The organism is Pedobacter suwonensis (assembly GCF_007833675.1).
Classification (GTDB): Bacteria; Bacteroidota; Bacteroidia; order Sphingobacteriales; family Sphingobacteriaceae; genus Pedobacter; species Pedobacter suwonensis.
Genome location: NZ_CP031708.1, coordinates 3301585 through 3314970, shown reverse-complemented (window position 1 = coordinate 3314970; position 13386 = coordinate 3301585). Strand labels below are relative to the sequence as shown.

9 protein-coding genes are annotated in these 13386 nt (G+C 38.6%); 2 read left to right on the top strand and 7 right to left on the bottom strand.

Annotation, left to right across the window (positions count from 1 at the left end; genetic code table 11):
• Positions 1-36 precede the first annotated feature (36 nt).
• Both DV942_RS13595 and DV942_RS13590 read left to right on the top strand, forming a co-directional pair.
• Positions 37-936 (top strand): S66 peptidase family protein, encoded by a 900-nt coding sequence (locus tag DV942_RS13595; RefSeq protein WP_145858286.1) that lies wholly within the window; start codon positions 37-39, stop codon positions 934-936.
• A 1-nt stretch (position 937) separates the two neighbouring features.
• A complete protein-coding gene (locus DV942_RS13590; RefSeq protein ID WP_145858283.1) occupies positions 938-1345 on the top strand; it encodes a DoxX family protein in 408 nt (135 codons plus the stop codon).
• Between the two features lie 58 nt (positions 1346-1403).
• Here the strand turns inward: DV942_RS13590 and DV942_RS13585 are convergent, their stop codons facing one another.
• The 7 genes from DV942_RS13585 to DV942_RS13555 form a co-directional block, all read right to left on the bottom strand.
• Positions 1404-1853, bottom strand: a complete 450-nt coding sequence (locus tag DV942_RS13585) for a hypothetical protein (protein WP_145858280.1) — start codon at positions 1851-1853, stop codon at positions 1404-1406.
• A gap of 9 nt (positions 1854-1862) precedes the next feature.
• Positions 1863-3338, bottom strand: coding sequence for a SusD/RagB family nutrient-binding outer membrane lipoprotein (locus DV942_RS13580; protein ID WP_145858278.1), 1476 nt, complete (start codon positions 3336-3338; stop codon positions 1863-1865).
• A gap of 18 nt (positions 3339-3356) precedes the next feature.
• Positions 3357-6485: a SusC/RagA family TonB-linked outer membrane protein gene (locus DV942_RS13575; protein ID WP_145858276.1), complete on the bottom strand. Its 3129-nt coding sequence runs from the start codon at positions 6483-6485 to the stop codon at positions 3357-3359.
• A 331-nt stretch (positions 6486-6816) separates the two neighbouring features.
• The gene (locus DV942_RS13570) at positions 6817-7506 is read right to left on the bottom strand and encodes a hypothetical protein (RefSeq protein ID WP_145858273.1); all 690 of its coding nucleotides are present in this window, start codon (positions 7504-7506) and stop codon (positions 6817-6819) included.
• A gap of 60 nt (positions 7507-7566) precedes the next feature.
• On the bottom strand, positions 7567-8514 hold the full coding sequence (locus DV942_RS13565) for a DUF1735 domain-containing protein (protein WP_145858271.1): 948 nt from the start codon (positions 8512-8514) through the stop codon (positions 7567-7569).
• Between the two features lie 23 nt (positions 8515-8537).
• The gene (locus tag DV942_RS13560; protein ID WP_145858269.1) at positions 8538-10232 is read right to left on the bottom strand and encodes a SusD/RagB family nutrient-binding outer membrane lipoprotein; all 1695 of its coding nucleotides are present in this window, start codon (positions 10230-10232) and stop codon (positions 8538-8540) included.
• A gap of 11 nt (positions 10233-10243) precedes the next feature.
• Positions 10244-13354, bottom strand: a complete 3111-nt coding sequence (locus DV942_RS13555) for a SusC/RagA family TonB-linked outer membrane protein (RefSeq protein ID WP_145858267.1) — start codon at positions 13352-13354, stop codon at positions 10244-10246.
• Positions 13355-13386 lie beyond the last annotated feature (32 nt).

Here is a 13386-nt window from a genome sequence, read left to right as displayed (position 1 = left end):
ATTTTTATTAATTTGGCAAAGATAAGTGTTTTGAAGATGATTAAGCAGCCACCATATTTAAAAAAAGGAGATAAGATTGCGCTGGTATGTCCGGCAAAGAAATTACCCAAACGGATAGACCATGCCATAGCGCAACTGGAAAGCTGGGGACTGGAGGTTGTTATTGGCGAAAGTGTATATGCCAGCCACCATCAATTTGCAGGGAATGATGCCTTAAGAGCGGAAGATATTCAGCGTTTTTTAGATGATCCATCTATCAAAGCCATTATTTCAGGGCGTGGGGGCTATGGTACCATCCGGATTATTGACGACCTTGACTTTACTGAATTTAACAAAAACCCGAAATGGTTGGTGGGTTTTAGCGATATTACGGTTTTGCTATCTCATTTGATTGCACAATGCAATTGCCAATGTATACATGCTCAAATGCCCTATACATTTGATGAGTCTACTCCTGAGGCTTTGAGTTCTTTAAAAAAGGCTTTAATTGGCGAGAAACAGACCTATTCGTATCAAAGCTTATTTAAAAACAGGGCAGGGGAGGCAAGCGGAGTTTTAATCGGTGGCAATTTAAGCTTGCTTACGATGGTACAGGGTTCGGTTTCGGAAATGGATTTTACCGATAAAATTCTCTTTTTGGAAGATGTAGGTGAACAGGAATATGGCATAGATCGCATGTTGCGTATGCTAAAAAGAGCGGGAAAGTTAAAAAACTTAAAGGGATTGATTCTTGGTGCCTTTACTGAAATTGAAGAAGAAAAAATCCCTTTCGGGCAAACTGCTGATGAGGTAGCCTGGGATCTGGTTAAAGAATATGGTTATCCGGTCTGCTTTAACTTCCCAACAGGGCATATCGACAATAACCTCAGTATGGTTTTAGGTGCTGAGGTAAACTTAAAAGTAGAGGTAAATAACGTTCAATTTAAATATTTATAAGATGGCAATTTTAGACAATTTAGGAAAATACCGCAATACGGGCTTATTGCTGCTTCGGATTGGTTTAGGTATCATGTTTATCATTCATGGTTTCCCCAAACTGGCAGGTGGCCCAGGTGGCTGGACCAGTTTAGGGGGAAGTATGAAAGTAATCGGCATAGATTTTATGCCCATATTTTGGGGTTTTATGGCTGCCGCAACTGAAACTTTTGGTGGATTCCTGCTGATTGTAGGATTATTTTTCCGACCGGCACTGATGTTGTTGATCATTACAATGATAATAGCCGCGCTGGTTCATTTTAACGAAGGGGAAGGCTTACAAGGTGCCAGTCATGCTATTGAATTAGCTATTGTATTTATCGGGTTGATTTTTATCGGCCCCGGAAAATATAGCGTTGATAAGAAGTAAGGGGACTTATTTGATCATTACAAACAAAGGCGGGGAAATTTCCCCGCCTTTGTTTGTGTTAGCCCGTAATATTAATCGTAAAAAAGCGCTTTACTACCTGGCCATTCCCCAACGTGGCAGAGACCGTTAAAACTACCGATCCGCTAGTTCCGGAGGTGGGAAGCGGTGCATCAGCAGTCCCCCTTAAATCTTTCACTAACTTGCTAAAGGTATATGTGCCTCCACTTACATTCACCGTACCTAAATTGTTTACAACAGTACCTGTTAATGTGGTAAATGATAGTGTTTTTACGTCTCCGCTATATGTAATTACAATGTTTACTGTTCCTGTTCCTTTCGTGGTTGGTGTAGCAGCTGCATAACTTGAATAAGTGCCGATAACAGCGCTAGTATTGCCATCAAAAACAATTGTAGCCGGTGTATCAAGTGTTTCTGGTTGTTTTGGATCTTTTTTGCATGAGGCTAAACCCAGTACTGATGCAAATAATATGATTAAAATTCGTTTCATAGCAATTGATTATTTATCCCAAAATACAGATTTTACAAATACTGAAGGTCGGGCTGGTGTGTTAGGATTATAACTTCTTTCGTTAAAAGAATATGGCAAAATACGTGGAATAGCGGTTGCAGGCGTTACTGGAGCCAATGCGGGAAAACCTGTTCTTCTCCAGTCTGTCCATGGCTCAATGGCAACGCCAAAATTAGATACAAATTTTTCTTCAATAATTTTTTGAAGCGCATTACCTGTTGCCAGCGTTCCATTTGCTGAGGCCAGATAAGTAGCTAAGCCACCGGTTACAGCCGAGGCTTCTGTGGCATCAGAGAATTCTATAGCACTGGCAAATGATGCTGTTATTCCTGCTCTGTAATAAGTATCTGCTGTTGCCAAATCGCTTCCGCCGTTTGTTCTTGCATAATATTCTGCTAAAATCTGATTTTGTTCTGCAAAAGTTAACATCCTTATCGGGGCCTCGCCGGAATATAAACCCGCAGCAAGTTTGCCTCTGAGGTAAGTACTCATACGTGAAAAAGCGGTACTTACGACTACATCACCGTTACCGTTAGTCGCGCCAACATAACCGGCACCCTGTAAGGTAAAAAATGAATTTCTTCTACTGTCATTTTTCGCATTCATCATATCTACCAATGTTTTACTTGGAAAAAATTGGTTTGGCCTCGATCCTTCAAACTGGTGAATGGGATTTGTTTGATTAGCTGAAGTTAAAAAGCGCATTTGAAAATTGTCAGCATTTGATCTTAACAACTTGTTGGTAGCCAGAATGGCCAATATTCCGGTCTTTGCCTTTGTTGCATCTGCAGCTGTTCCATTTGTAGCGAAATAATGAATATACATTCTCAATTTTAATGCATTTCCAAAGCGCTCCCACTTATCCATATCACCGCCATAAAATAAATCTTCGGTAGTTGGCGTGAGCAACGATGCTTTTTTAATATCGGCAATACCTTCATCAATTAAGCCGAATAAATTATCATAAATAGTAGAAGAGCCATCGAATTTAGGCTTTAAGTTTGCTTCGTAACCAATGGCCTCTGAATATGGAAGGTCACCAAAAGCGTCTACATGTGTTTGATAAACATAAGCTTTTACAAGTTCGGCAACACCAGCATATTTAGGACTTGTGGCTTTGGTTTTCTCGATCACTTTTTGCAGATCTGCCAATGTTCCTGCGAAAGTAGCCGCCCATGTGTTATTTACATCGCTTTCACCTATTGCGTATTTATCATATTGCGTAGGCTGGGCGGAACCACCACCTTGTGCGGCGAACTGCTGCACCCATAAGGATGTAAACCGATGAATATCAGATCCCATTGTAAAGCCCAGTCTACCCTGGGCTGCAGGCAAAACGAGACTGGCATCCGGATCCTTTAACCTTGTAGGATCGTCATTAATGTCTACAAATTTTTTGCATGAGTTTAGTCCTATCATGGCTAAAGCCAATCCAAAAACTATTTCCTTTATATTAATTTTCATATTTAAACTCTCCTAATACTAAAATGACAATTTTAAGAATCCACCATATGTTCTGGTTTGAGGTTGGCCGTTATATTCAATCCCCTGTCCATTACCAACCCCCAAAAGGTTATTTTCCGGATCCAAATGAGGAAAATTAGGCGCATACATCAACAGGTTTCGTCCAGTTAAACCTACATTAATTCCTTTTATAAAACTCAGTTTGTTTAATAATCTGCCTGGGATACGATAAGATAATGTAGCCTCACGCAATCTGATCCAGGAGCCATCAAAAACGGCATATTGCTGAGCAGCTGAAGAGTACAAATCACTATAATATTGCTCTGCAGTGATTAAGGTATTATTTGGTGTTCCGTCTGCATATACTGCGTTATGCATATACAAACGATCCCTATTGCCTGTTTCTGCGGCAACACCATATCTTCGCAGATCAGTAATTGTTCTCGAATAAATATCACCGCCATAACGAATATCTGCAAAAAGGCTTAGTGATAAACCTTTATAAGATAATGTGGTATTTACACCTCCTGTCCATTTTGGATTTGGATCTCCTATCGGTTGAAGCTCTGCTGTATTAATCTGACCCGAACCCAATCTACCGTTTGCATCAACAACATCTTTGCCATTGAGTTTCTTAAATACCTGTCCGAACAGCGTACCGTATTGATAGCCGGTAACGATGCGACCTTGCGGGTTTGTAAAACCACCATTACCAATAAAAGGTACACCAGGCGCTAACTCTACCACTTCGTTTCTTCCTTTAGTAAAGTTTACCGATAGGTCCCAATTAAAGTTTGTAGTTCTTACTGGCGTTCCGCTAATCAATAACTCGACACCATGTGCCTTTAAAGTTCCTGCGTTTAACAGGGTACTGGTAAAGCCCGAAGACGGTGCGCTAGGTACAGAAAATATAATGTCGGTGCTCTTAGTACTGTAGTACGCTACATCAATGCTCAATCTGTCTTTTAAAAGCTTAGCCTCTAATCCGACCTCTCTTGAAGCTGTAAATTCGGGTTTGATATTGATATTTCCGGCGGCATCAGAATAGGTTTGACCGTTTACCCCGTTAAAAGGAAATATCAAATTTGGGCCAAAGCCATCAGAGGGACCCGCAGTACCAAAGTAGGTACCGGTGCTGTAAACCGGGGCTTCCCTACCCACTTTTGCATAGTTGGCCCTGATTTTCAAGTAAGTTAAAACATCATTTCGTTTTAACTCAGGAAAAGCTTCTGTTGCAATAAAACTAGCATCTAATTTAGGGTAAAAATAACTTCTTTTATCAGGCGCGAAGGTTGAAGAAACATCTCTACGCCCTGTAAATGACAGGTATGCAAAAGATTTATAATCCAAACTGATATCAGCATACACCCCAACCAGGCTTTGTTCTGTTATGGCCTGAAATGGAACATAAGTTAAAGTATTAGAGATATTGTAGTTATGGGCAGCCTGTATTCCGTTACCAGTAACCTGCAGCTGATCTAACCTCCTGTAGTTAATCTCGTTACCTAATAAAAATCTCGCTCCAAAATCTTTCCAAAACCTTTTGTTAGCTACTAAATTGAAATACGAGCTGACCTCACGTCTGTTGGTCGTGTTATCAATAATAGAGCCCACCCTGCTGGCAGACTGATTATTATTTGCTGATTTTTCGTTTATTGTCTTGGAAACATTGGTGTATTGATCAATACCAATTTTATAATTGGCGCTTAACCAATCTGCTATCTTATAATCAAGACCCGCGTTACCGATTACACGGTCTATTTTTTGCTTAAAGAGAACATATTTAATGGACCATAGTGGATTATCTGTACCTAAAATGTTATAATAGGTATAAGCGGGGTTGTTAACACGACTGGTTGGTATATTATTCAAACCAGCAGGGGTTTCAAATGGATAATTGGCGAGGTTATAGGTCCGGGGTAATGTCATTCCATCAAACAAAGGGTTAGACCTTGCATTTCCTGTAGGGGTACCTACAGAATTGTTACGGATATATTGTACAGAAGCACTAACAGTTAGTCTTTTGGTTAATTCGGTATTAGCATTCACCGTAAAGTTGTTCTTTGCCAATGTATTATTGTCTAAATATCCACTCTCTTTAAAGTTGCCATAGTTAAAATAATAAGCTGTTTTATCAGTTCCACCAGAAAAAGTCACATTATTCTGCAGATTATAACCACCTTTAAATATATCTTTAACGTTATTCGGGTAGGCGGTAAGGGTTTCTGGATTACCGAGATAGTTGGTAACTGTTTGTCCGGTTATCTTTGCTCCCCACGACATTTGGGAAAAAGAATCATATAATCCATTTGTTCCCTGCGAATATTCATTCTGATAATCAGGTAAGCGGTTAACCTCTATGTAGTTGTAGTTACTGCTTAATTCTACCCGTCCGGTTTGGCCTTTGCTGCCCTTTTTAGTCGTAACAATTACCGCACCGGCAACAGCTCTTGAACCATAAAGTACAGCCGCAGCTGGCCCTTTTAAAATGGTTACCGATTCGATGTCATCCTGATTTAAATCAATACCCCGGTTGGAGTTTGTACTACCTGTATTAACACTCTGTGAACCTCCGCCATTATCTATCGGGATACCATCAACTACCCACAACGGTTGGTTCGATCCCGTAAATGTTGTAGCCTGCCTGATATTTATGTTTGATGAAGCTCCTGTTGCACCACCTGTTGATAAAATTTTTACACCAGCAACCTTACCAGCCAGCGCATTAACCACATTGGTTGAACGACCAGCGGTTAAATCGCTATTCTTAACAGTAGTAGTGGCATAACCTAGTGATTTGGTTTCTCGTTTTTGCCCTAATGCAGTAACAATTACTTCAGATAAAGATTTAGAATCTGTTTCCAAAGAAGCATTCACTACACTGCCCCTAATAGCAATTTCTTGCGTAGCATATCCTACAGAAGAAAAAATGAGTACTTTGGCACCTTCACTTATTTTAAGGGAAAATTTGCCAGCTGCATTTGTAGAAACGCCGGTGTTCGATGCACCTTTGACTTTTACACTTACGCCAGGGAGCGGTAGTCCATCTTCCTGAGCCGTAACTGTCCCAGTGATTGTTCTTTCTTGCGCTATTGCCGAGGTGGCAATACAAAGCAATATGAACAAACTTTGTAGAAGTTTTTTCATAAAAAAGTTAAGTTTAGTTAATGATAATGCAATATATAATTTAGTATTCTGTAATGCAAATTTTACATAAGATATTTTACACTTCTACAGAAGAGCTTGAAAAGCCATAACAAACTGGCAGGCAACTTAAAACGTCATTATTTGATAATTGCTGAAGTGATTATTGCTTAACATCGCAAGACATTTTCAGTTCAGAAAAGATAAAAAGTAATTTTTTTTATTAGATATGTGCTTTTTAGCCGTAGTAAACACAAATCAAGATCGAGTAGCACACAAAAAAACCGTTCCGAAATTGCTTAGGAAACGGTTAACTTTTTAAAATAGTTATTTATTATAGCCAATTAATTCTTCTATGATTGGTTTGTTGAATTGGGGGTACAAGTTTGGTTTTGATTATAAATTCTGAAGGGTATGCCTTACCCTCATAGGACGAAACAACCCAGTCAATAAAAAAGGGATCTTTGTCAACTTTAAGTTTATATTTTTGATCTTTTCCTTTTATTTGATAGTAAACAAAATATTCTGCGCTCCCCTTATCGTCAACTTTTGCTGTGATAGTAACTTGGTCTTTTTCAAGTTTATAAATATCGTTCAAAGGAACGATTGATTCGGCAAGATTGGTTACCAAAGAAAAATATTGCGCTAATGAAATTAATGGAAAACTTACAGATGCTTTAGAATTAATATCATCATTTCCAGACCTGACATTTACGGTAGCCAGACTTAACATTTTAGCATCCAAAGAAAGCAGTTTATGAGCATCATAATTGTATCTGGCATAAATACTTTTATCATTATTAAAAATATACCAATTGCCTACACGTTTTCCGCTTACATAATTACCTCTTAAAACAGTTACGCCGTCTTTTTCAATCGAATAAATTCCATTGAGTTCATTATTTATCGTTTGGTATATCAATTTACTTCCATCCGGAAGATCCATCTTTTGTTGACGGATGGCTTGGGAATAAGACACTCTCGATATTAAAAATAATATCAAAATTAAATATCTGGTTTTCATGAGCATAAAAAAAGGTGTTCACTAATATAATGAACACCTTTAATAAATTAAAATATAATTTTATCTAACTCCATTATACTTGATATTTAAACCGTAAACGCGTTTTGCCGCGGTCTGATTCCAGTCAAAATTCAATGTAAATGTACGTGTTGCGGGATCATATTTATTAACAGAGCCAGGAACATTTGCCAGAGTGGGATTACCCAAAGAGCTCATGGTAACTAAATTAGTCGCAGGATCAACTGTTAAACGAAGATTGTCAATACCAGCAACACCAGAAGATCCCCCAGCCCATCTTAAATTCGTAATCTCTAAGGTTGTTGCGCCAACGGTAGTTAAGGTAACATTAGGATTTGTAGAAGTATTTCCATTTAACGCGTCACCTGTTGTTGGCGTTGTAGGATTTGAATAACGTTGCACAAAGCTTCCTGTTTGCATTGCATAGATACCATCATAAGCATTTTTAGCTGAAACATTTAATAAAACAGTTCCAAAATTTTTGCTTACACCGCCGTAATTACTAGAAGTAATTGAGATTGGTAATGCATATTTCTTAGAAAAATCGAAATTAGCAGTTTTATATGCAACTTTTACGGTGGCCGTGCGCTGACCAGAAGGAATAGTTACAGTTGGTGTGGTAATAGTATATAATGATGCCGGTAACTCAACATATGGTACATAAGAGGATATGATTGATTTATCTGCATTCAATTCACTTACTGCGGCACTTTTAATGCCAATGTTTACAGCAACGTCCTGAGGTGCAGGATCAGGGCCGGTCAGCTGCACGGTATAAGCCACTTCAACGCTTGCCCCAACTTCATAAGCAACTGGAAAAACGGTATAAAGTGAACCCTCAGGAGTTTCTGATGATGGTGCAACAGGATTTTTAAACTCGACAACAGAAGGACTTCCACTAGGGTTTATAATGTCGAATTTGTTTTTTAAGCAAGATGACATCACCGTTGTCAAAATTGCTCCTGTTATTAATAATTTAAATATTTTCATTTTTTTGCAATTTAATATTGTTACTATTTAGCATACCATATTTTAGTCGTGTAAGGACTAACACCTTTTGGTACATTCTCAGAGTTAACCTGAAACTCAACGGCAGGGTAAAGGATTCTGGTTGGCAATTTATCTACTGCTGGTGCACCCGATTTTAAGGAAGCAAAAGTAGCCGTGGCAGAAGTAGATCCAGCAGATATTGTTGGATATCCTGTTCTTCTATACTCGTTAAAGCCTTCCTCGCTATTGATCATGTTAACTGCAATATATTTTTGTGTAATAATTGCTTCTAATTTATTTGCATCGCTAAGTGCTAACGGCCAATTAACTAGGGCGCTGGTAGCATTTGCTGTTTTATAATTATCTTTCAGCGTGGCTGCCGGAGTTGAATTAAAATAAACATTTGCAGCATTTTTATATAAATAATTAAATGATGCGGTTATTCCATTTTCAAACAATGTTTGACCTGTAGCATTTAAAGCAGGAAGAATATTTACCGACGCTAACGAAGCTTCTGCTTGTAAGAAGTAAGACTCAGAAGCCAACATCAATACGGTACCCATCGAAGCTCCTTTTAAAACGCCGCCAACATCTGCTGCTGCATTGGCAGTAGTACCTGTAGGTCTTGAAGATCTGCCTATACCTGAATACCAGTATGAACCATTTTGGCTACGCTTAACCGGCTCTGTATCATAACCTAGCTGATTTGTAGCAGGACCTTGGAAGGTAATCGTATTTCCATTAATTGTCTGTGAAATATTGGTACCAAAAGATGCATAAATTGCATTACCACGAACATTATCACTCAATTTAGTTCCGTTATAAAAAGAAACGATCCATGGTGTTGGCAAATTCGACAATCCACTACCGATAGCTGTACCATTGATATCCCAGGCATAAGTTGACCATCTAGGATTAAATTGGCTAGCCGTAGAAGCTGAATAACCTGGCTGAACAATTACGTCATCATTTACATAGTCGCCAGTAGCCGTTGGTAATGAAGCAATAGCTGATGTTACAAACGATGAAAGTGCTGCTACATTTTTTGCACGAATCACCATTTTTAATTTAATCGTATTAGCAAATTGTTTCCATTTAACAAGATTTGCAGTTGCACTTCCACCAAATAATGGATCTTGTGCTGCAGCTACTGCTGTGGTTACGTTTGTAACCGGAGCAGTATTCATAATTGCAATTGCATTATTTAACTCGGTAAAGCAAGCAGCGTAAACATCAGTGTATTTATCATACTTGGGACTTAAGTTATTTAAGCCCTTACCTGCATCAGAATAAGGTACATCGCCATATTGATCAACAAGTTTTGTGTACATAAAACTCTTCATAATACGAGCCATTGCATTATAATACTTTAACGGGCCGTCAGGAGTTGTATTATTGATTACAAAATTTAACTGGTTTATACCAGCAAATGTATCTGTATACACACCCGCATAATCACCAGTAGTGAAATTGTAGGTCCAAACAGTACCCCATCCACCATAACCACCCGCATTAGCTTTATAGCCGCCCGTCCAGGCTCCAAAATTGTCGTATGCGTTCATTGCGGCTGCAGAAGTAACGATTGCCTGAGGCAAAACCAGATTTGGGGTTGCTGAAGTTGGATTATTTGGGTTGGTGTTAACATCAAGGAATTTTTTACAAGACGAGCCTGATAAGATTATTGTTCCAAGAATAAATATTTTAAATAATTTTCTCATGTTTTTTTCATTTAGAATGTTACGGAAACTGAACCACCGAAGAAACGTGTTGGAGGCGTTTGGCTCAAGGTGTTTATACCAATGGCATTATTTCCTAAGATATAATCCGGATCGGTATAAATGTTTTCTTTTGGAACAAACAAGAAAAGGTTTCTTCCTTGGGCAGCGACATTAATACCTTTAACTACTTTCATATTGCCTAACCAACTTTTTGGAAGATCCCATGACAAGCTAATTTCACGAATTTTCCAATATGCACCATTATAAGTGTAGTTCGATGCGATTCCTCTGTTATAAGCTGATGAAGGCCAGAAACCGGCGCCGCCGTCTCTAACCGTTAATGTTGTATTGGCTACGTACTGGTTAGTTACTGGATCCAGGTAGGACGAGTTAGGAAAAACAAAACGCTCTCTGTTATAAATTACTGTTCTTGCTCCTGAACCAGAAAAATCAAAGCTGTCACCAGCACTTGATGAACTTACGATATAGCCACCTCTGTATTCAGCAACAGCTGCTAATCTTAAAGTTTTATATTTTACACCGAGGTTTACGCCTAAGATATATTTTGGACTGGTATTTCCTAGAATAATCCCGGACTCTGTAGCAGAAGGATAGCCAGTTCTAGGATCAACAATTACACGTCCTTGAGGATCGCGTTTGTAATCAGTACCTCTCAACATCGGGTAGGTTTGACCTGCTTCTGCAACTACCTGTGCATTACCACCAGTAGATAAGTTTAATCTTGAAACGGCATCACTGATTGATTTTACTTTGTTATCAAAATAACTAAAGTTTGTCCCAACAGCAACTTCCCAATCCGTATTACGGAAAGCAACAACATTTAATGAACTCTCAGAGCCAAAGTTGGTTACTTCCCCTGTATTTGTTAAATAAGAAGAAAAGCCCGAAGCAGAAGAAATACTTACCGGAACAATTTGATCTGTAGTGCTGGTGTAGTATAAAGTACTGCTAAGGCTAATTCGGTTATCCCAAAATTCTGCGTCAATACCTCCCTCAACACCTTGAGTTTTCTCAGGCTTTAAATTAGGATTAATAGTCTGTGTACCAATAGCATAACCAGGATTGTTGTTATATGGATAACCACTAGCCTGACCGAATGTAGTTAATAAAGAATAAGCACCCAAGTTTACGTTACCCACAGTAGTGAAACCCGCTCTGAACTTTAATACGTTTAAGAACTTATTATCTTTTAATGCATCAATTGCATTGGTAGCAATAAATGAAGCATCTACTGATGGGTAAAATAATGATCTATTTGCTGTTGGCAATGTAGAGAACCAATCGTTACGCGCAGTTGCGTGTAGGTATAGGTAATCTTTAAAACTTAACCTCATGTCTCCGTATACAGCCTGTTGGTTAACTTTTGAGTTCGCCTCAGAACCTGTTATATTTGCAGCTGTACGCGCGGCTATGTTAAACAAACCTTGAAAAGTTAAACCAGAGGCCGCAACACCGATATTCTTTGCTGTATTGCTTCTTAAACTCGCTCCTAAGGTTACGTCTAATCTTAAATCTTTCGTTAATGCTTTATTAATATTCGTCTGGAACTCGGTTAATAATTGATTTGAAAATGATTCGCCGTCAGAAACACTACCTGCAATATCATTGTTTTTCAATGACGATAATCCTAGTCCCTTTGTATATGCCGATCTAACAAATTTATCAACATAGTTTTTGTTAGACGAATTTTGACTAGTAATGTTTACACGATATAAGAACCTCAACCAATCTAATGGTTTATATCTTAAATCAATGTTACCCGTTAAATAATCGTTTCTAACATTTTGGCGCTGACTATCAATTGTATAATAGGGATTTTGATAATAAGCATTGTAATAACCATCTGGATTTGCAAATGGATTATTTTGCCAGTCTTTATAATCAGTTACCACAATATTACCCGGTGTCTGCATCAACTGATCATAAATACTTGATGTAGCAGTAGTAATATTATATCTGTTTTGAACATAGTTTGCATTGAAGGCCATACTCACGCCCTTACCAAAATCTCTATCGCCGTTTAAACGTAATGTAAAACGATTAAAAGCATCCTTAGGGGTTGTACCTGTTGCATCCAGATATTGTGCAGATAAGAAAGTCAAAGATTTTTCATCTCCGGTTGACATGGAGAAATCGGTCATATTTGTTACACCCGTATTCCAAAATTTGTACTTAGAATCGTTGTAAGCATAAGGAACAGTTTGTATTGCCCCATTTTCCAGTGGATCGCCAATTGGTCTCGGTAATCCATCAAAAGCCGGACCATACTGTTGATTTTCATGAGCAGTATAAATCTGCACATCAGAATCTGCTCCAGATCCAAATCTCTTTTGAAGTTCAGGATAAAAACTTACCCATTCTGCATTAGTGGTTTGGCCAATTTTGTAAGTTGTAGAACCTCTTTTACCTTTTTTGGTGGTGATGATTAATGCTCCATTTGACGCTTCAGAACCATAAAGTGCCGCGGCACCACCCCCATTTAATACTTGAAGATCCTCAATATCGTCTGGATTGAGATTTCCTAGGATACTACTTGGTACGATAACGTTATCAACAACAACCAAAGCCTGGTTATTACCCAATAATGAACGGTTACCCCTTAACACCAAACGATAAGTAGGGTTAACACCGCTTCCTATAACGTTTAACTGTAAACCAGCTACCTTACCCGTAAGTGCCGCAGCAACGTTTGTAGGCTTCGCCTGAGTTAATTGTTCCGCTTTAACAGTTGTTGAAGCGGTACCCAACTGGGCCTTAGTTGCCGAAAGACCTCCAGCCGTAACTACAACTTCATTTAAGGATTTTGTATCAGAAACTAATACAATCGACATAGTTCCAGATGTAATCGCAACTTCTTTAGTCGCATACCCTAAATAAGAAACTACTAATGTTTTGCCATTTGATGGCACTCTTAAAGAGAATTTTCCGTCGGCGGAAGTTTGTGTTCCGAGGTTTGATACCTCTTTAACTTTGACAGATACACCTGGGATCGGTAGCCCGTCCTCTTGCGCTGTAACTGTACCAGTAACTGTTCTTTCTTGGCCAAACGCTGAAAATGCGCATAGCACGAGAATGAACAAACTTTGTAGAAGTTTTTTCATAATTTGAAAATAGGTTAGTTAATGATTAATTA